We start from the raw sequence: 18,670 nt of genomic DNA, 5'->3' as shown, positions 1-18,670 counted from the left end.
TGCCGGGGCCCGCATACGGGAAAGCCCACCCCATGACGACGACCGCGGAACTGCTGACCGACCACCTCGGCCGGATCGACGAGCTCGTGCGCGAGGTGGTGGACGGCCTGTCCGAGGCCGACCTCGCCCGCCGCCCGGAGGGTGCGGACGGCCCCGGCAACCCGATCGGCTGGCTGGTGTGGCACCTGCTGCGGGTGCAGGACGACCACGTCGCCGAGGCGTTCGGGTCCGACCAGGTCTGGACCGGCGAGGGCTGGGCGCAGCGCTTCGGACTGGACCTCGACGTCGCCGACACCGGGTTCGGGCACACGTCGTCGCAGGTCGACGCCGTGCGCACGACCGCGGACCTGCTGGCCGGCTACGGCGCGGCGGTGCACGAGCGCACCGTCGGACACCTCGCGGGCCTCGCCGACGACGACCTCTCCCGCGTCCTGCCGCCCACCTGGGGGGAGAACGTGACCCTCGGCGAACGCCTGGTCAGCGTGGTCGGCGACGACCTCCAGCACGCCGGCCAGGCGGCCTACCTGCGCGGGCTGCTCGGAGTGTGACCCCGCCCGCCACCTAGGCTGGTCCCGATGGCCACCGCACCCGCACGCGTCCCCGACCTGACCGCTCTCGCCCTGCTCCGTGACATCGCCTGCACCGGGAGCATGTCCGCCGCGGCCGAGGGGCTCGGGCTGACGGTGCAGGCCGCGTCCGCGCGGATCCGGGCCGCCGAGCAGCAGGCCGGGGGCCCGGTGCTCGAACGTGCACGCCGGGGGCGGCGGTCCAGCAGGCTCACCACCCGCGGGGTCCTGCTCGTGGAGTGGGCGGGCCCGCTGCTGGCAGCCGCGTCCGACCTGGACGTCGCGGTCGCGGCGCTGCGCGACGAGCCGGCCGGGGAGGACACCGTCGTCCTGGCCGCGAACCCGGTAGTCGCGGAGTGTCTGCTGCAGGCCTGGCTGGTCGAGCTGCGCGACGGTCCGGGCGGGCGGGTCGTGCTGCGCGACACGCCGGATCCGGCGGCGGCGGTCCGGTCCGGTGACGCGGCGGTCGGTGTGGTGTCCACGCCCGGCCCGCTGGAGGACCTGCACGCGGCGACGGTGGGATCGGACCCGCTGGTGCTCGTCGTCGCCCCCGGCCACCCGTGGGCCGGGTCCGAGGGCGTCGACGCCGCACAGCTGGCCCGCACCCCGCTGCTCACCCGTCCGCCGGGTGCCGGGGCCCGGCCCGCGCTGGACGCCGTGCTCGACGCCGCCGGTGCCGGTGAGCCCGTGCCGCCGCGGCGCGAGTACGCCGCGGACGCCGCCCTGCGTGCGGCGGTCCGCGCCGGTGAGGGCCCCGCGGTGCTGGGGCGGGCGGTGGTCGGCGCCGACGTCGCGGCCGGGTCGCTGGTCGTCGTCGACGTCCGCGGTCTGGACCTGACCCGGGAGTTCCGCGCCGTCTGGCGGGAGGGCACCTCGCCCCGCGGCACCGCCCGTGACCTGCTGCGGGTCGCCACCGGCGGCCGGATCCGCTGACCCGGCCGGACCCGACCCGGTTCAGCCGGCGACGACGGTGAGCAGCGCGTGCCCGGCGAGTGCGGCCGCGACGCCGACGACCGCGCTCGCCGCCGCGTAGCCCACGGCGAGCGCGGTGCGGCCGCGTTCGAGCAGCGACAGCGTCTCCCAGCCGAAGGTGCTGTAAGTGGTGAACGCCCCGCAGAACCCGGTGCCGAGCAGCGCGGCGAACCCCGGCCCGAACAGCGGGGTCAGCGCCACCACGCCGCCGAGCACGAAGGACCCGGCCACGTTGATCACCCAGGTGCCCCACGGGAACGCCGAGGGCGTGCGTGCCTTCACCGCGGTGTCGACGAGGTAGCGCAGCGGCGCCCCGACGGCCGCACCGAGGGCGACGAGCAGCGCCGTCACCGGGCTGCGTCCCCGGCGAACGCGCGGGTCAGCGCCGCGCCGAGCGCCGTCGCGGCGACGGCGAGCACCGGGGTGCCGACCATCAGCGCCGTCGACCCCGGCGAGCCGAACGCCGGCGCGGCGACGTCGACGGCGTAGGTGGAGAACGTCGTGTAGCCGCCGAGCACCCCGACGCCCAGCGCCGGGCGGACGAGCGGGTGGGCCCGGAACCGCTCGGTGACCAGCACCATCAGCACCCCCATCAACAGGCAGCCGGTGACGTTGATGAGCAGCGTCGTCCACGGGGCGGGCGGGCCGACGAGCCCGAGCAGCCAGCGCGCCTCGGCGCCCACCACCCCGCCGGCGGCGACCACCGCGAGCACCGCGGGCCGGCCGGGCGTGCTCACCCGGCGGCCTCCGCCCGGGCGGCGCGGCGCGCCGTGGGCAGGCCGATCGCGGCCGCGACCAGGCAGGCCGCCGCACCCAGGGCGAGCCCGCCGCGACCGCCCCACTGCTCGCTGACCCAGCCGGCGACCGGACCGCCGATCGGGGTGGACCCGAGGAAGGCCACCGACCACAGCGCCATCACCCGGCCCCGCATGTGCGGGGCCGACGCCAGCTGCAGCGTCGAGTTGCCGCCGGCCATGAACGCGACGCTGGCCATCCCGACCAGCCCCATCGCGACCAGCGCGACCCACAGCGACGGCGCGACCGCGGCCAGGCCCAGGACCAGGCCGAACAGCAGCGCGGTCCGCACCAGCATCGGCACCCCGGTCCGTCCGTTCCCGGCGACGACGAGCCCCCCGACGACCGCCCCGACGCCCATCGCGCCGGTGAGCCAGCCGTAGGTGGCCGCGTCGCCGCCGAAGGTCTGCGAGGCCACCACCGGCAGCACCACCGGGAACTCGTAGGCCAGGCATCCGATCAGCGCCATCATCACCAGCGGCACCCGTAGCTCGGGGTTGTCGCGCACGTGGGTGAACCCCTCACGCAGCTGCCCGGGCGCCCGGGGTGCCGGAGCGGTGGGCATGAGCGCGGAGGTGTCCAGGCGCAGCAGCGAGGTCACGACGGCGACGAAGCTGATCGCGTTCACCGCGAAGCAGATACCGGTCCCGCCCGCGACGATGACCAGCCCGGCGACGGCCGGTCCGACCGCGCGCGCGGCGTTGACCAGGACCGAGTTGAGGGTGACGGCGTTGCGCAGGTCCTCGGGCCCGACCAGCTCGTGCACGAAGGTCTGCCGGGCCGGGTTCTCGACGGCCTTGTTCAGCCCGAGCACCGCGGCCAGCACGTAGACGTGCCAGAGCGCGACGGTGCCGGTGAGGGTGAGCACGGCGAGTGCGGCGGCCTGCAGGCCCATCATCGTCTGCAGGCCGACCATCAGCCGTCGCCGGTCGAGGCGGTCCACCCACACCCCGGCGTAGGGGCCCAGGAGCAGGGTGGGCACGGTCTGCACGGCGACGACGGTGCCGAGCACCGCGGCGGACCCGGTCAGCTCGTACACCAGCCAGGACTGGGCGATCGACTGCATCCAGGTACCGACCAGCGAGATCGACTGGCCGCCGATCCAGAGCCGGTAGTTGTGACCGGACAGCGCGGCGAAGGTGCGGGCGAGCGCCCGGCGGGACACCTGGTCCGGGCCGGCACTCACCGGGCGTCCCGCAGGGCCCCGGCGAGCGCGTCGAGCGCGGGCAGTGCGGCCCGCAGCCGCGCGGTGTGGTCGGAGGTCAGGGCGTCGACGTGGACGGCGAGCAGCCGGGTGCGTTCCTCGCGGCGTCGGCGGTGCTCGGCAGCACCGGCCTCGGTGACCGCGACGCGTACGGCGCGACCGTCGTCGGGGTCGGTGTCGCGGACGAGCAGCCCGGCGGCCTCCAGCTTGCCCGCCAGACGCGACAGCATGGTGGGGTTGACGCCCTCGACGGCGGCGAGCTCCCCCATCCCGATCGGGCCGCGGACGGCGACGGTGCCGAGTACCGACAGGGCGCTGCGGGTGAGGTCGGAGCCGCGGGTGGCCCGGTCCAGGCCCCGGGCGATCCGGGCCAGGTCCGTGCGCAGCCGCGCCAGCTCGTCGGGGTCGAGACCGCTCATGCACGCTCCATATGTTTGCCTGTCGGCAAGCATATACCCGCGCAACGATCCACGCCGGCCGCGGTCGGACGGGGCGGCGCGACGGTCAGGCGGGAGCGGCCTCCGGCTCGGCGGACCGGAGCCGGGACGCGAGCCGCTGCAGGTCGTCGCGGAGGCGGAACAGCTCGTCCATCGACATGCCGGTGGCCTTGATGACCTGGTCCTGCGCGGCCGCGGCCTGCTCGCGCAGCGCCTTGCCCTTCTCGGTCAGCGACACCTGCACGGTGCGCTCGTCGTCCGGGCGACGGGCGCGGGTGACCAGCCCGTGACCCTCCAGCCGGGTCAGCATCGGCGACAACGTGCCGCTGTCGAGGAACATCCGCTCGCCGAGCTCCCGCTGGGGCACCGTCTCCTCGGCCCACAGCACGAGCAGAACGGCGTACTGGCTGTAGGTCAGGCCGATGGAGTCGAGGATCGGGCGGTAGCACCCGGTCATCGCGCGGGACGCGGAGTGGAGCGCGAAACAGAGCTGCTCGTCGAGCGCCAGCGGCGCAACGGTTCCGGGCTCGGTCATTCCCACAGGGTAAGCGCTCGATGTCGGGAGTTCATCCGAGCCCGCAGGATCGGGCGCGCCGCGGCCGCCCGCAGGTCGGGGATGTCGAGGAACGGGTCCGGGGCGCAACCACCCCCGAAGCAGTCGCACCCCGGACCCGGGGCCGACGGACCGGAAGGCTCCCCAGCGCCCGGTCCGTGCAGAAGTCCGTGTCGTTCTGCTGTGCACCCCGGATTCCCCGACTGTGCGCGCCTCAATCGCAAACAGCTCCGGTTCACCCGCAGCGCCCAGTGTCGGCGCGCACCGTGACCCGGTCGCCGGTATCCCGCTGCGACAACGGGGTGACGGCGGGTCGGTACCACGGCGGTACCGCGACCGCCCGTCAGCGCCGGCGGCCGGGTGGCGGGACGATCTCGGGAGCGGTCATGTCGGGCCTCCGTGCAAGGGTGGTCCCGGGGTGTCCGCACCCCGTCCGGCCCCCGGTTCGGCCGGGGGCGGATACCCAGAATCGATGACGTCCGGAGGCACCGTGCACGCGGTCCGCACCACCGCCCGGCTCCTGCTGGGCGCGTTCCTGGTCGCCGCGGGCGTCGCCCACCTGCTCGTCCCGGCCGAGTTCCTGGCCCAGGTGCCACCGTTCCTGCCCGCGCCCGGCGCGGTGGTGCTCGTGTCCGGGCTCGTCGAGATCGCGGTCGGGGCCGCGGTCCTCCTCGCACCGGCCCGGCTGCGCCCGCACGCGGGGCTGGTCGCGGCGGCGCTGTTCGTGCTGGTGTTCCCCGGCAACGTGGCGCAGTACGTCACCGGCACCGACGCGTTCGGCCTCGACAGCGACGGCGCCCGCGCGACCCGGTTGCTGTTCCAGCCGCTGCTGGTGGTGTGGGCCCTGTGGGCGTGCGGCTCCGGTGCCCTGCTGCGGCGGGGCCGCCGCAGTATCGCCTAGGAGGTCTGCACGGTCCGGGCGAGGATGCCCAGGGTCGCCTTGAGCGACGCGGCGGAGATCACCGGGAACAGGTCGGAGTCGCGGTACTGCGGGTGGATGTCGGACCAGTCGCACCACGAGACGACCCGGGTGCCGCCGCCGTCGGCCTCGGCGACCGGCTCCAGCCGGTAGCCGTAGACGTGGCCGACCGGCGGGCGCATGACACCCACGATGGTCCAGGAGATCTCGCGGTCGGGCACGTAGCTCGCGATGTGCACGGTGACGTCGTAGCGGCCCATCGGGCGGTCGCCGAGCGACTCGCGGTCCATGTGCACGACGAAGGTGTCCCCGGCCGCCGAGACCGGCCCGCCCTCGGCCGACATCAGCATCCCGGAGCTGTCGACGGCCACGTGCCCGCGCGGGTCACGGAGCACGGCGAAGATCTCGGACGGGCTCGCGTCGACGATGCGCGAGGTCTCGATCCGCTGGTCGCTCATGGACCCGATCATGTCCCGTCCCGGCCGGTCCGGCCGGGACGGGGCACGACGGTGGCGCGGTCAGGAGGCGGGGCCGACCGGGAAGCGCAGGACGGCGCCGACGCCGTCGGTGAGCGTGACGTCGTCGCCGGGGTGGACCAGCACGACGGCCGCACCGGTCGCGGCGGCGGCGCGGACCAGGACGTTCGCGGCCGGACCGGACAGCGTCGGGGTGTCGCCGACGAGCTCGTCGGCCTTCTCCCCCACCGCGGCCGGGTCGGAGCCGGCGACCAGTTCGGTGCCGGGCACCGCGGCCGGGTCGACCAGCAGGCTCTCGACGGCGTGCGCGCGGGTGGCCCCGGTGACCTCGCCGAGCCCGGTGACGGCCAGCCCGTCGCCGCGCCCGGACGCGGTCGCGAAGCTCGTGAGGGCCTCGCCGCGGCGGGTCTCGCGGACCTCGTCGGCCGCGGCACGGACGGTGTCGTCGACCTGCTCGGGCAGCGTGCCGCCGGTGTTCTCGATCTCGGCCATGATCCCGGCCGAGGCCGGCGGGAGCTCGTCGCGCAGGCGGGACCGGGACTCCGCGTCCCCGACGACGACGAGCAGGTCCGCGTTGCCGGCCCGGACGGACTTCTCGACCTGCTCGGCGACGGCCTGGGCGTTGCGCTTCCAGGTCTCCTCGACCCGGGCGTCCGCGGTGCCCTCACCGGGGCCCGCGGTGCTCGCCTTGTGGACCGGGCCGCCCGAGTCGGTCGACACCTCGGAGACCGTGCCGTCCACACCGCGGACCCGGCCACCGGTCCGGTCGACCGCGACGACGACCGTCGCCACGTCCTCCCCCACCGCGCCGAGCACGCCCAGCAGGTCCGGGACCGCACCCCAGGCCGCGGTCCCCCGCTCGGGCGGGAACTCGGTGTGCCGGTCGAGCAGGACCCGCGCGGCGTCGGCGACGAGGACCCGCCCGGCCGTGCCGTCGGGGGCGTCGGCGGCTGTCACGGCCTCGTCGAGCACGGTGAGTGCCGACTCGTCGGCACCGTCGTCGGCCAGGCGCTCCCGCAGCTCGCGCCAGCGCAGGCGGTACTGCTCGGTGGCGTCGGCGGTGTCGTGCGTGGCGTCGAGCACGACGGTCGCGAAGGGACCGTCGCTGTCGTTCAGGGTTCGGATCCAGTCGGTACGCATCACCCGCCGCCTTCCCGGCACACCGGGCGGCAAACGTCGCGCCGGGTCAGGTCGACCAGGCCCCCGCGGCGTCGGCGAGGGCCTCGGCGACGCCGGCGGGCAGCGGCCCGTTCCCGCGGTCGGCGGCCGAGAGCGCACCGGTGACCCGGCCGTCGTGGCGCAGCGCGACCGCGACGGCGACCGCCCCGGGCAGCACGGCGCCGCTCGCGCCGCGTTCGAACCCGTCGGCACGGATCCGGGCGCAGGTGTCGAGGAGCGCGACGGCGGCGCCGGGATCGCCCTCGTGCGCGGCGAGCGCGACCCGCTTGCGCTGGGCCTGGCCGAGGTGGGCGAGCAGGACCCGGCCGGCCGCGGTGTCGGGCAGCGGCGCGCGGACCCGCGCCGACAGCGCCACGTCGAAACCCTCGTCGGCGCCCGCCCAGTCGAGGTAGACGGCGTCGTCGCCGATCCGGGCGGCGAGCAGCACCGGCAGCCCGGTGTGCCGGGCGAGCTGGTCGAGCGCCTCGTGCGGGATCGCCGGGACGGGTGGTTCCCCCGCCCTCGCCGCGAGCATCCAGGGCGCGGGGCCCAGGGTGTACCGACGGTCGCGCTCGTCGAGGTAGCCGGTGGCGACCAGACCGTCGACGAGCTTCTGCACCGAGGACACCGGGGCGCCGACGCGGCGGGCCAGCGCCGACAGGGAGCTGCCGCCGGGCCGGCGGGCGGCGGCCTCCAGCAGACCGGCCACCCGGTCCACGGTCCGGTGGTGGTTACGCATATGGGTAAGCCTAGCTCGCAGGAGCGAGAAAAGTTAGCCATGCTCATGGAGAGCGTGACGGCGAGCGAGCGGAAGGAGCACGACATGGGTGGCGCACTGGACGGGCTGCGGGTGATCGACCTGGCGTCGGTCGTCATGGGCCCGTACGCCTGCCAGATCCTGGGCGACCTGGGCGCGGAGGTGATCAAGATCGAGCCGCCGGCCGGGGACATGACCCGCCGCACCCTGCCGCAGCGCAACCCCGGGATGGGCGCGCTCGCGCTGAACGTGAACCGCAACAAGCGCTCGGTGGCGCTCGACCTCAAGACCGAGGCCGGCCGCGCGGTGCTCGACGACCTGCTCGACACCGCCGACGCACTCGTGACGAACATGCGCCCGGGTGCGCTGGACCGGCTCGGACTCGACCCCGGGCGGGTCGCCGAGCGCTTCCCGCGCCTGGTCCAGGTCCGCGCGCAGGGCTTCCGCAGCGACTCCGAGCTCGCCGACCGCGCCGCCTACGACGAGATCGTGCAGGCGTCGTCGGGGATGGTGGACCTGATGCGCCGGGCGACCGGCACCCCCTCCTACGCGCCGACGATCCTGGCCGACAAGGTCTGTGCGCTGACGATCGCCTACTCCACGCTGGCCGCGGTGATCCACCAGCGGGCCACCGGCGAGGGGCAGCTGGTCGAGGTACCGATGACCGACACGCTCCTCGCGTTCAACCTGGTGGAGCACCTGTCCGGGCACACCTTCGTGCCCGCGGAGGGCCCGACCGGGTTCAACCGGTCGATGGCCGCCGGGCACGAGGCCGTCGCGACGAAGGACGGCTGGGCCTGCATCCTGCCCTACACCCCGCGCAACATCGCCGACTTCTTCACCGCGGCCGGCCGCGACGACCTCGCCGCCGACGAGCGGTTCGCCACCTCCCCCGCGATGGCCGCGCACCAGCCCGAGCTGTACGCGCTGATCGCCGAGCTGGCCCCCCGGCGCACCACCGACGAGTGGGCGCAGCTGTGCGCGCAGCACTCGGTCCCGTTCGCGCCCGTCCTCGCCGTCGACGACGCCGAGACCGACCCCTACGTCACCGACGGCGGCCTGCTCACCGAGGCCGAGCACCCCACCGAGGGCCGCTACCGGTCCATCGGCTTCCCGGTCCGGTTCACCGCCACCCCGGGCGGGATGCGCACCCCGGCCCCCACGCTGGGCGCCGACGGCGCCGACGTGCTGCGCGAGCTGGGCCGCACCGACGACGAGATCGCCGCGCTGGTCGCCGACGGGGTGCTCGCCCGATGAGGGCCGCCGACGTCCTCGCCGCCGGGACCACCCCGCTGACCGCGCCCGCGTTCACGCCGGGATCGCACCGGTTCACCGACCGCGAGTACCTGAACGTCGTCTACCGCACCGATCCCGACGCGTTCCGTCGCGCGCTGCCCGAGCCGTTGGTGGCCGGGGAGCCGCTGGTCCGGTTCGAGGTCATGCACATGGGCGACGTCGACGGCTTCGGCCCCTACACCGAGTCCGGGCAGGCGCTGGCGTGCTCCTTCGACGGCGAGGACGGTGAGTACCTGCACGGCATGTGGCTGGACAACGCACCGGCGACCTTCGCCGGGCGCGAGCAGAGCGCCTACCCGAAGGCGTTCGGCACACCACGACTGGGCGTCGAGGACGGCGCGCTCGTCGGCACCCTGCACAAGGGCTCGCTGCCGGTGGCCGTCGCGACCATGGCCTACCAGCACACCGAGCTCGATCCGGCGGAGGCCGCCGCGCAGGTCGGCGTGCCGACCTTCATGGTCAAGCTCGTGCCGGGCCGATCCGGACCGGTCGACGCCCGGCTGGTCCGCACTCGGATCACCGACCTGACCGTGAAGCGGGCGTTCACCGGACCGGCCCGGCTGCAGCTGTTCGACCACGTCCTCGCGCCGCTGGCGGACCTGCCGGTGCGCGAGATCGTCTCCGCATCACACGTGCTGACCGACCTCACGCTCGCGCCGATCACCACCGTGCACGACTACCTGGAGGAATCGTGAGGATCACCGAGATCGGTGCCGGCACCATCGGCGTCTCCTGGACCGTGCTGCTGGCCGCGGCCGGACACGACGTCGTCGTCACCGACCCGCGGCCGGACCTGGCCGAGGTCGTCGACGCCGGTGTGCGCCGGTTCGGGTCGGCGGACCTGCTCGAGCGGGTCGCCTGCGAACCGGACCTCGCCCGCGCCGTGGCCGGTGCCGACGTCGTCCAGGAGCAGGGACCCGAGCGCCTGGAGGTGAAGCAGGACATCTGGGCGACCGCGGCCGCGCACGCCCCCGCCGGTGCGCTGCTGCTCAGCTCCACCTCGGGGATCCTGCCCACCGACGTCGCCGCCCGGCTCGACGACGACGCCGCCGCCCGGTTGCTCGTCGCGCACCCGTTCAACCCGCCGCACGTCCTGCCGCTGGTGGAGCTCATCGCCGGCAGGCGCACCGCGCGCGACAACGTCGCGCGGGCCGCGGAGTTCCTGCGCTCGGTGGGCAAGGACCCGGTCGAGATCCACAAGGAGGTGTACGGCTTCGTCGGCAACCGGCTGCAGTCGGCGCTGTTCCGCGAGGCCGTCTCCCTCGTCCGTGACGGTGTGGTCTCCCCCGGCGAGCTCGACCGCGTGGTCACCGGGGCGCTCGGTCCGCGCTGGGCGACCGGCGGACCGTTCCTGAGCTTCCACCTCGGCGGCGGCGACGGCGGCCTGCGCCACCTGCTGGAGCACCTCGGCCCGGGGATGGCGCGCCGATGGGCCGACCTGGGGGACCCCACCCTCGACCCGGACACCGTCGAGGCGATCAGCACCGCCACCGAGGACGCCTACGGCCCCAGCCGCGAGGCCCTCACCACCGCACGCGACCGCGCCGAGACGTCCGTGCTCGCCGCCCGGTCGGAGATGGAGGAGTCATGACCGCACCGCTTCCCGCCGACCTCTTCGGCTACGTCGACCTGCTCGCCCCCGAGGAGCAGCAGATCCTTTCCCGGGTCCGCTCCTTCGCCGAGGAGCAGATCGCCCCGATCGCCGACGCCTGCTGGGACCGCGCGGAGTTCCCGCACGATCTGCTCCCGGGGTTCGCCGAGCTCGACGTCGTCGGGCTGGCGCGGGAGTGGCCGGACCGGCCCGCCTACTCGCGGCTGCTCACCTCGTTCGTGTCGATGGAGCTGTCCCGCGTCGACCCGTCGATGGCGACCTTCTTCGGCGTGCACGCCGGGCTCGCGCTGACCTCGATCGACCTGTGCGGGTCGCAGGAGCAGAAGGACCGCTGGCTCCCTGCCATGCGCCGGATGGAGAAGATCGGCGCGTTCGCGCTGTCCGAGCCGCACGGCGGGTCCGACGTCGCGGGCGGGCTGGAGACCACCGCCCGCCGCGACGGCGACGAGTGGGTGCTGGACGGCGCCAAGCGCTGGATCGGCAACGGGACCTTCGCCGACCTGGTGATCGTGTGGGCCCGCGACGTGGCGGACGACTCGGTCAAGGGCTTCGTCGTCGAGAAGGGCACGCCCGGGTTCACCGCCACCAAGATGGAGGGCAAGCTCGCGCTGCGCACCGTCCAGAACGCCGACCTCACCTTCGACGGCGTGCGCGTCCCGGAGGCGAACCGGCTGCCCGGCGCACAGACCTTCGCCGACACGAACCGGGTACTGCGGGTGACCCGTGGCGGCGTCGCCTGGAACGCGGTCGGCGCGATGGCGGGAGTCTTCGAGCTGGCCCGCGACTACGCGGTCGAGCGCGTCCAGTTCGGGCAGCCGATCGCGTCCTTCCAGCTGGTCCAGGACCACCTCGTCTCGATCCTGGGCGCCGTCGTCGCCTCGCTCGGGATGGCGGTCAGGGTCGCCCAGATGCAGGACGACGGCACCTTCCGCGACGAGCAGGCGGCCCTGGCCAAGCGACAGGCCACCCTGATGCTGCGCGACGCGGTCGCCCGGGCCCGGGAGGTGTTCGGCGGCAACGGGATCCTGCTGGAGAACAAGGTCGGCCGGTTCTTCAACGACGCGGAGGCCCTCTACTCCTACGAGGGCACCAAGGAGATCAACACCCTGGTCGTGGGGCGCGCGGTCACCGGGATCGGGGCGTTCGTGGGACGGAGGCCCGCGAAGCACTGAGCACCGCCAGGGCGTCGCGCAGCGCCCGCAGCCCGGTGACGGCGGGGTCGTCACCGGGCAGCGCCGCGAGATGGGCGTCGACGCACTCCCGGTACAGGCCCGCCAGGTGGTCGGTCAGCAGGGTCCAGGCCGCCACCCGCTCGCCGAGCGCCCCGTCGCGCCACCGCAGGGCGGCCCGGGCCAGGTCGCGGTGGGCGCCGTCGTAGGAGGCGACGGCGGCGTCGTTGCGGCCGATCTCCCCGGTCGTGAGGGTGTGCAGGAACCGGACCGGGAACAGCACCGTCTTGGTGACCGCGCGCGGCCCGCGGGCCAGCAGTGCGGCCGGGTCGGCGACCCCGGCGAGCCAGGCGTCGTCGACGCGCTCGACGAGGAACCCGGCCGAGCCGCGGACCAGCTCGTCGTGGCCGGGCGGGACGGCCCCGTCGCGGACGTCGGTGCCGTGGCGCAGCACGCCGGAGTCGAGCAGGTCGAGCCGGTCGACGGCGGGCAGGCGGGCCGGTCGGCGCCCGGTGCCGTGGCACACGGTGTCCGGGTCGGCCCAGAACACCGAGAGCCGTTCGGCGAGCCCGTCGGTGCCCGCGGCCGCGTCCCGGGCCGCGGCGACGACGTCGTGCACCCGCGAGGCCGTGCCGCCGCCGGTCTCCCGCAGCACCAGGGCCAGGTCGACGTCGCTGACGGCGGGGGCGAACCCGCCGTGCGCGAGGCTGCCGAGCGTGTAGGCCGCCACCAGCTCGTCACCGAACTCGCGGCGGGCCGCGTCGGTCGCGGCGGCCAGCACCGCCTCGCCCCGCTCGTCGTCCGCCACCGGTCCAGCCTGCCACGCGGGGCCGTCGGACGACCGCCGGACGAACCGGAGGGCCCACCCGTCCCGCCGCGGGTTGCGCACCGCCGGCACCCGGGGATGATCACCGAGTGCTCTACATCGGACCGGTGGAGATCCCCGGGTCGGACGACCACGAGGGGTTCGTCAGCGCGGACACCGCCGACGGCCGCGCGACGGGGATCTGGAGCGACGCACGCCGCGCCCCGGCCGTCGCCTACCGCGCGGCCTGCGAGTGCGGCTGGCGCGACGACGTGGCGTTCGTCCCGGACCGGCTCGGCCACTCCGCGGCGCTGCGCGCGTTCGTGGACCACCACTTCACCCCGGTCACCGGCTCCCCCGCGCTCGACCCGGTGCGGCACTTCCTCCCGGCCTGGGCCGCCGTCGTCGGCGCGCGGGAGCTCGCGCCCGCGATGGCCTGAACGACCGGTTCGTGCACCTGCGGCCGGTTGTCGGCAGACTGCGAGGATGTCCGCCCCACACCGCCACGCCGCGCCCGACGTGACCCGCTCCACCCCCGTCCTGGCCCTGCGGGTGCTCGCGACCGCGTCGGTCGTCGTCCTGGCCTGGCAGTTCGTGACCGCCGCCGGTCTGTTCACCGGCGGCGACGTCGGTCCGCACGGCACCGGCGCGATCGTGCTGCACGTCGTCACCGGGCTCGCCGCGGCGGCCGCGGTGTGGCTGCGTGTCGTCACCGCCGGCGCGTGGTGGCCGTCGGTCCTCGCCGCGGCGGTCTTCGCGTTCACCTTCGTCCAGGCGTGGTTCGGCGACATCCCGGGCCTGATCGTGCACGTGCCCGGGGCGATGGCACTCGTGGCCGGGTCGGTGTGGCTGGCCGCCTGGTCGTTCCTCCGGACCGGCTGACGACCCGGACGGCCGGTGACGTGGGTCACCCGAACCACGTGGCCGCTCCGTCCGAACCCGACCGGGGTGGTCCGTCCGATTCGGCGCGCGCGATCACGGCACCCCCCCTACCCTCGACAGGACCCGGCCCGGGTTGTGCCCTCGGCCCCCGACCGGGTCCGGACACCGACGTCCGGCCGCTCACCACCCCAGGCGACCCGACGGGAGGCCGCGCGATGTTCGTGGAGACCGGGCAGGACCGGCGGCTCGAGCACGTCCCCACCCACCCGGACTGGGTCGCGGAGATCCGCGGCCGGGTCCGGGCCCACGTCGACGAGACCGTGCGGCTCCGGTGCGCCGAGCACGTGCACTCGATGCGCGGTGCGGACTTCGTCGCCGGGGTCCTGAGCGACTTCGTCGGCCGGGGCAAGTACCTGCGGTCGATGTTCGGCTACCTGGGCTGGCGGGCCGCCGCCCCGGACTCCCCCGCCGCGCTGGCGGCCGTGTCCGGGCTGGAGCTGCTGCACGCCTTCGCCCTGCTCCAGGACGACGTCATGGACCGCTCGCAGATGCGCCGCGGCCGCCCGACGGTGCACGTCCAGCTCGCCTCCTGGCACCGCGGCCAGGGCATGTCCGGCTGCCCGGACCGGTTCGGCGAGTCCGGCGCGGTGCTGCTGGGCGACCTGTGCCTGGTGTGGGCCGAGCAGGCGATGCGTGAGAGCGGGCTGCCGCGTGCGGTGCTCGAGCGCGGCTGGCCGCGCTACGACGAGATGCGCTCGGAGCTGGCCGTCGGACAGTTCGCCGACCTGCTCAACGAGGCCCGCCGCGTTCCCACCCTCGACGAGGTGATGGACGTGCTGCGCCGCAAGTCCGGCAACTACACCGTCCGGCGCCCGCTGGAGCTCGGCGCCGCGATGGCCGGGGCCGGGCCGGAGCTGCTCGCGGCGCTCGGCGACTACGGGACGATGGTCGGCGAGGCCTTCCAGATGCGCGACGACGTGCTGGGCGTGTTCGGTACCGACGCCACCGGCAAGTCCGCGGGCGACGACCTGGCCGAGCGCAAGGCCACCAGCCTGGTCGTGCTGGCCCGCGAGGTCGCCGGACCGGCCACCCGGGGCGCCCTCGACGCGCTGCTCCACGGCTCGGACGAGGCCGACGGCCCGGTCGACGTCGCCGCGGCGCGGGTGGCGATCGAGTCGACCGGGGCCCGCCGCCGCATCGAGGAGCTCATCGCCACCCGGGTCCAGGGTGCACTGCGGCTGGTCGACGGCGCGGTCGCCGACGGGGTGCTCGGCGACGACGTCGCCGCGGTGCTGCGCGCGATGGCCGTGCGCTGCGCCGACCGGGTCTCCTGACCGGGGCCGCCCCCGCGAGTGGCTGCGGTGCAACAGGATGCGACCCGACGCGCCGCGCGACGCCGGCGGTCCTAGGCTCGCGGACATGGTCGACCGTTCCCCGTCCCGTCCCACCCGCCCCGGAACCGTCGGCCGTGCGGGCCTGCCCCGCGAGCAGGTCCCCTCGCACTTCGACGACGGCGCGGCCGACTACGACCGCCTGGTCGGGATGAACCCCGGCTACCACGACCACCTGCGCGCCTCCGCGGCCCGGATGCGGCTCCCCCGCGACGGCGCCGGGCTGCGTCTGCTCGACGCGGGCTGCGGCACCGGGGCCTCCACCGCGGCGCTGCTCGGTGTCGCCCCGCGCGCCGAGATCGTCGCCGTCGACGCCTCGGCCGGGATGCTCGAGCGCGCCCGCACCAAGCCGTGGCCGGCGTCGGTGCGGTTCGTGCACTCGACCGCCGAGGCCCTCGCCGAGAACGGGGTCGAGGGCCCGTTCGACGGGATCCTCGCCGCCTACCTGCTGCGCAACCTCGACGACCCGGACGCCCAGCTGCGCCGCTTCCACGACCTGCTGCGCCCGGGCGGGGTGCTCGCACTGCACGAGTACTCGGTCGCCGACTCCCCCCGCGCCCGGCTGTCCTGGCACGCGGTCTGCTGGGGGATCATCGTGCCGCTCGGCCGGATGACGACCGGCGAGACCGCGCTGTACCGGCACCTGTGGCGCAGCGTGAACACCTTCGACGGCATCGGCCGCCTGCGCGACCGGGTGCGCGCCGCCGGGTTCGACGCCGTGCACTCCGAGACCATGACCGGCTGGCAGAACGGCGTCGTGCACACCGTGCTCGGGACGCGGTCGTGACCGCCCGCCCGACCGACCCGCGCCGCGTCCGCCACGAGCCCGCCGGTGGCCTCGGCGACGCCGGGCAGCTGGGGCGGCGGCCGCGGGCGGTCGTCGTCGGGGGCGGGATCGCCGGGCTGGCCGCGGCGACCGGGCTGGCCGAGCGCGGCGTCGTCGTCGAGGTGCTGGAGCGCGAGCCCTACCTCGGCGGCCGGGTCGGTGGCTGGTCGGAGACCCTGCCCGACGGCACGCCGGTGTCGATGAGCCGCGGCTTCCACGCGTTCTTCCGGCAGTACTACAACCTGCGCGCGCTGCTGCGCCGCGGCGACCCCGGACTGGAGCGGCTGGTGCCGCTGGAGGACTACCCGCTCGTCGACGCCCAGGGGCGCCGGGACACCTTCCGCGGGTTGCCGCGCACGCCCCCGTGGAACGCCGTGCTGTTCGCGCTGCGCAGCCCCACGTTCCGCCCGTCGGACCTGCTGCGGCTCGACGCCCGCGCCGCCGCGCCGCTGGCCGCGGTCAGCGTGCCCGGCATCTACGAGGCGATCGACCACCTCGACGCGCAGACCTTCGTCGAGTCGATCAACTTCCCGCCCGCGGCCCGGCACCTGGCGTTCGAGGTGTTCTCCCGCAGCTTCTTCGCGCCGCCCTCGACGATGTCGGCCGCCGAGCTCGCGACGATGTTCCACATCTACTTCCTCGGCTCCTCCGAGGGTCTGATGTTCGACGTGCCCGACGCCGGCTTCGACACCGCGCTGTGGGAGCCGCTGCGCCACTACCTGACCACCCGCGGTGTCACGTTCCGGACCGGGGTCGCGGTGTCCTCGGTGGAGCGGTCCCCGGTGGACGGTGTCGGCAGTGGACGGTTCCACGTGAATCATCGCGACGGCGGCGGCAGCGAGGCGGACGCGGTCGTGCTGGCCACCGACGTGCGGGGGCTGCGCGACATCGTCGCCGCCTCCCCCGGCCTGGGCGACCCCGCGTCGGCCGTCGACGGTCCGGACGCGCTCGCCCGGTGGCGCGACGACGTCGCCGCGCTGGGCAGCGCCCCGCCGTTCCTCGTGCAACGGCTCTGGCTCGACCGGACCGTCGACGCGACCCGGCCGCCGTTCCTCGGCACCGGCGGGCTCGACCCGCTCGACAACGTCTCCGTGCTGGACCGCTACGAGCGCGACGCCGCGGGCTGGGCCGCCCGGCACGGCGGGTCCGTCGTGGAGCTGCACGCCTACTCCGCGGCTCCGCCCCCGGGCGTCGACGACGACACCTGGACCGCCGACCTGCGCCGGCGCTCGGTCGCCCGGCTGCACGAGCTCTACCCGGAGACCGCCGGCGCCGGGGTGGTCGGCGAGCTCGTCCAGTGGCGCGAGGACTGCCCGATGTTCGGCGTCGGCGACTTCGCGCGGCGGCCCACCGTCGCCACCCCCGTGGACGGCCTGGTGCTGGCCGGCGACGGCATCCGGATCGACCTGCCGGTCGCGCTCATGGAGCGCGCCGCGAGCACCGGCTGGCAGGCGGCGAACCGGCTGCTCGCCGGCTGGGGCCTGGCCGGCCACCCGCTCGAGACCGTCCCCACCAGCGGCCGCCTCGGTCCGCTGCGGCGCGCCGCCGAGTACGCGATGCGCACCTGACACCCGTCGAAGGACACCACGTCATGACCCTGCTCTCCCGTCTCACCGCGCACTGGCCGTCCCACTGGCCGCTGCAACCGCTGCCGTCCCAGAAGTGGGCGGCGCAGAAGCCGACCTACGCCGGCGCGGACCCGAAGCTGATCTCGGCCGCGCTGGAGCGGGCGCAGGCGCGCCCGTCGGGGAACTGGTTCGTGGTCGCCGCGAGCCGGGAGATCCGCGGCGACCGGCCGCTCGGCGTGCGCATCGGCGGGGTCGAGCTCGTCGCGTGGCGGGAGGAGGACGGGACGGTGCGCGTGGGTCCCGGCGCCTGCCCGCACCTCGGTGCGCCGATGGCGCTGGCGGCCGTCGACTGCGGCGAGCTGGTGTGCCGCTGGCACGGGCTGCGCCTGGGCGCCCGGTCCGGCCCCGGCTGGGCGGTGCACCCCGTCCACGACGACGGGGTGCTCGTCTGGGCGCGGCTCGACGACGTCGGCGGTGAGGAGCCGACCGACGCCCCGGTCGTCCCGGCCCGCCCGGCCGGCGCGGTCCTCGACGCCGTGACCACCCTGGTCGGGGTGTGCGAGCCCGAGGACATCGTCGCCAACCGGCTCGACCCGTGGCACGGCGCCTGGTTCCACCCGTACTCGTTCCAGAAGCTGACGGTGGACTCCGCGCCCGCCGTCACCGACGTCGACGAGTCCGACGACCGCTTCCTGGTCACCGTCACCTTCAAGGTCGGTCCGGGGCTCGGCGTCCCGGTGCGGGCGGAGTTCGTGTGCCCGGAGCCGCGGACGGTCGTGATGCGCATCGTGGAGGGCGAGGGCGTCGGCTCGGTCGTCGAGACCCACGCGACCCCGCGCGGCACCGACCGCGACGGGCGGCCCCGGACCGCGGTGATCGAGGCCGTCGTCGCCGGGTCGGACCGGCCCGGGTTCTCCGTCGCCTCGAAGCTCGCCCCGGCGATCCGCCCGGCGATGGCCGCGGCCGCCACCCGGCTGTGGCGCGACGACCTCGACTACGCCGAGCGCCGCTACGCGCTGCGCGCCCGGTAGGACCGTCGGCGCTGGGCGAAGCCGCGCCGGGCCACGGTGACGGCCGGCACCGAGACGACCGCCACCGACACCATGGAGTACGCCGGTGAGACCGGCGACCCCGTCGTGTCGAGCAGGGTCGTGAACACCAGCGGTGCGGTGCCGCCGACCTGCAGGACGCCGACGTTGTAGGCGATCGACATCCCGGCGGCGTGCAGCTCGTCGCGCACGGCCACCAGTGCTCACGGTGTCGGTCACGGCGGCGCTCAGAACG

Annotated in this window: 23 protein-coding genes; 13 read left to right on the top strand and 10 right to left on the bottom strand. The window is 75.4% G+C overall.

Features of this window, described 5'->3' with window-relative positions; all coding sequences use genetic code 11:
- Nucleotides 1–32: 32 nt before the first annotated feature.
- Both ZF1_RS13670 and ZF1_RS13665 read left to right on the top strand, forming a co-directional pair.
- A complete protein-coding gene (locus ZF1_RS13670) occupies nt 33–548 on the top strand; it encodes a mycothiol transferase (protein WP_482637435.1) in 516 nt (171 codons plus the stop codon).
- 27 nt (nt 549–575) lie between these two features.
- A complete protein-coding gene (locus tag ZF1_RS13665) occupies nt 576–1,499 on the top strand; it encodes a LysR family transcriptional regulator (RefSeq protein WP_482637434.1) in 924 nt (307 codons plus the stop codon).
- Between the two features lie 21 nt (nt 1,500–1,520).
- Here ZF1_RS13665 and crcB read toward each other — a convergent pair whose 3' ends face one another.
- The 5 genes from crcB to ZF1_RS13640 form a co-directional block, all read right to left on the bottom strand.
- On the bottom strand, nt 1,521–1,889 hold the full coding sequence (gene crcB, locus ZF1_RS13660; RefSeq protein ID WP_208825434.1) for a fluoride efflux transporter CrcB: 369 nt from the start codon (nt 1,887–1,889) through the stop codon (nt 1,521–1,523).
- Entirely contained in the window at nt 1,886–2,275 is a 390-nt protein-coding gene (locus ZF1_RS13655) for a fluoride efflux transporter FluC (RefSeq protein WP_405417232.1), read from the bottom strand. Before ZF1_RS13655 ends, crcB begins: the two co-directional genes overlap by 4 nt.
- Nucleotides 2,272–3,519 carry an MFS transporter gene (locus ZF1_RS13650; protein WP_405417233.1) on the bottom strand — a complete coding sequence of 416 codons (1,248 nt, stop codon included), beginning with the start codon at nt 3,517–3,519 and terminating at the stop codon, nt 2,272–2,274. The genes ZF1_RS13655 and ZF1_RS13650 overlap by 4 nt, the downstream gene beginning before the upstream one ends.
- Entirely contained in the window at nt 3,516–3,956 is a 441-nt protein-coding gene (locus ZF1_RS13645) for a MarR family winged helix-turn-helix transcriptional regulator (RefSeq protein WP_482637433.1), read from the bottom strand. The genes ZF1_RS13650 and ZF1_RS13645 overlap by 4 nt, the downstream gene beginning before the upstream one ends.
- A gap of 85 nt (nt 3,957–4,041) precedes the next feature.
- Nucleotides 4,042–4,509 (bottom strand): MarR family winged helix-turn-helix transcriptional regulator, encoded by a 468-nt coding sequence (locus tag ZF1_RS13640; protein ID WP_062394777.1) that lies wholly within the window; start codon nt 4,507–4,509, stop codon nt 4,042–4,044.
- Nucleotides 4,510–4,999: 490 nt separating this feature from the next.
- On the opposite strand from ZF1_RS13640, the gene ZF1_RS13635 reads away from it, so the two are divergent.
- Complete coding sequence (locus tag ZF1_RS13635) at nt 5,000–5,428, top strand: DoxX family protein (RefSeq protein ID WP_251782754.1); 429 nt, start codon at nt 5,000–5,002, stop codon at nt 5,426–5,428.
- Here ZF1_RS13635 and ZF1_RS13630 read toward each other — a convergent pair.
- Genes ZF1_RS13630 through ZF1_RS13620 form a run of 3 tightly spaced genes read right to left on the bottom strand, consistent with a single transcriptional unit; the run spans nt 5,425 to nt 7,819 of the window.
- Complete coding sequence (locus ZF1_RS13630) at nt 5,425–5,904, bottom strand: SRPBCC family protein (protein WP_405417236.1); 480 nt, start codon at nt 5,902–5,904, stop codon at nt 5,425–5,427. The genes ZF1_RS13635 and ZF1_RS13630 overlap by 4 nt on opposite strands.
- Nucleotides 5,905–5,964: 60 nt before the next feature.
- Nucleotides 5,965–7,062, bottom strand: coding sequence for a baeRF2 domain-containing protein (locus ZF1_RS13625; protein WP_482637432.1), 1,098 nt, complete (start codon nt 7,060–7,062; stop codon nt 5,965–5,967).
- Between the two features lie 46 nt (nt 7,063–7,108).
- Entirely contained in the window at nt 7,109–7,819 is a 711-nt protein-coding gene (locus ZF1_RS13620) for an IclR family transcriptional regulator (RefSeq protein ID WP_482637431.1), read from the bottom strand.
- Nucleotides 7,820–7,903: 84 nt separating this feature from the next.
- Between ZF1_RS13620 and ZF1_RS13615 the strand changes: the two genes are divergently transcribed.
- The 4 genes from ZF1_RS13615 to ZF1_RS13600 are packed head-to-tail and all read left to right on the top strand — an operon-like array spanning nt 7,904 to nt 11,917.
- Nucleotides 7,904–9,094 carry a CaiB/BaiF CoA transferase family protein gene (locus tag ZF1_RS13615; RefSeq protein ID WP_482637430.1) on the top strand — a complete coding sequence of 397 codons (1,191 nt, stop codon included), beginning with the start codon at nt 7,904–7,906 and terminating at the stop codon, nt 9,092–9,094.
- Nucleotides 9,091–9,828, top strand: a complete 738-nt coding sequence (locus ZF1_RS13610) for an acetoacetate decarboxylase (protein ID WP_208825417.1) — start codon at nt 9,091–9,093, stop codon at nt 9,826–9,828. Before ZF1_RS13615 ends, ZF1_RS13610 begins: the two co-directional genes overlap by 4 nt.
- Complete coding sequence (locus tag ZF1_RS13605) at nt 9,825–10,724, top strand: 3-hydroxyacyl-CoA dehydrogenase NAD-binding domain-containing protein (RefSeq protein WP_482637429.1); 900 nt, start codon at nt 9,825–9,827, stop codon at nt 10,722–10,724. Before ZF1_RS13610 ends, ZF1_RS13605 begins: the two co-directional genes overlap by 4 nt.
- Complete coding sequence (locus tag ZF1_RS13600; protein WP_251782758.1) at nt 10,721–11,917, top strand: acyl-CoA dehydrogenase family protein; 1,197 nt, start codon at nt 10,721–10,723, stop codon at nt 11,915–11,917. Before ZF1_RS13605 ends, ZF1_RS13600 begins: the two co-directional genes overlap by 4 nt.
- Here the strand turns inward: ZF1_RS13600 and ZF1_RS13595 are convergent.
- Complete coding sequence (locus ZF1_RS13595) at nt 11,871–12,722, bottom strand: hypothetical protein (RefSeq protein ID WP_482637428.1); 852 nt, start codon at nt 12,720–12,722, stop codon at nt 11,871–11,873. The genes ZF1_RS13600 and ZF1_RS13595 overlap by 47 nt on opposite strands.
- Nucleotides 12,723–12,829: 107 nt before the next feature.
- On the opposite strand from ZF1_RS13595, the gene ZF1_RS13590 reads away from it, so the two are divergent.
- The 6 genes from ZF1_RS13590 (at nt 12,830) to ZF1_RS13565 (ending at nt 18,417) form a co-directional block, all read left to right on the top strand.
- Nucleotides 12,830–13,159 (top strand): hypothetical protein, encoded by a 330-nt coding sequence (locus tag ZF1_RS13590; protein ID WP_251782760.1) that lies wholly within the window; start codon nt 12,830–12,832, stop codon nt 13,157–13,159.
- A 46-nt stretch (nt 13,160–13,205) separates the two neighbouring features.
- A complete protein-coding gene (locus ZF1_RS13585) occupies nt 13,206–13,601 on the top strand; it encodes a hypothetical protein (protein ID WP_346108862.1) in 396 nt (131 codons plus the stop codon).
- A 215-nt stretch (nt 13,602–13,816) separates the two neighbouring features.
- Nucleotides 13,817–14,935, top strand: a complete 1,119-nt coding sequence (locus ZF1_RS13580) for a polyprenyl synthetase family protein (RefSeq protein WP_405417246.1) — start codon at nt 13,817–13,819, stop codon at nt 14,933–14,935.
- 85 nt (nt 14,936–15,020) lie between these two features.
- Nucleotides 15,021–15,779: a class I SAM-dependent methyltransferase gene (locus tag ZF1_RS13575; RefSeq protein WP_224402583.1), complete on the top strand. Its 759-nt coding sequence runs from the start codon at nt 15,021–15,023 to the stop codon at nt 15,777–15,779.
- Nucleotides 15,776–17,386, top strand: coding sequence for an FAD-dependent oxidoreductase (locus tag ZF1_RS13570; protein WP_482637427.1), 1,611 nt, complete (start codon nt 15,776–15,778; stop codon nt 17,384–17,386). Before ZF1_RS13575 ends, ZF1_RS13570 begins: the two co-directional genes overlap by 4 nt.
- A gap of 23 nt (nt 17,387–17,409) precedes the next feature.
- The gene (locus tag ZF1_RS13565; RefSeq protein ID WP_179759945.1) at nt 17,410–18,417 is read left to right on the top strand and encodes a DUF5914 domain-containing protein; all 1,008 of its coding nucleotides are present in this window, start codon (nt 17,410–17,412) and stop codon (nt 18,415–18,417) included.
- On the opposite strand, the gene ZF1_RS13560 is transcribed toward ZF1_RS13565, so the two are convergent.
- Nucleotides 18,396–18,632 (bottom strand): hypothetical protein, encoded by a 237-nt coding sequence (locus tag ZF1_RS13560; protein WP_073574996.1) that lies wholly within the window; start codon nt 18,630–18,632, stop codon nt 18,396–18,398. The two genes, ZF1_RS13565 and ZF1_RS13560, sit on opposite strands and share 22 nt — an antisense overlap.
- Nucleotides 18,633–18,670 lie beyond the last annotated feature (38 nt).

Source organism: Pseudonocardia sp. ZF1 (assembly GCF_056835605.1).
This window is presented reverse-complemented; position numbering and strand designations above follow the sequence as displayed.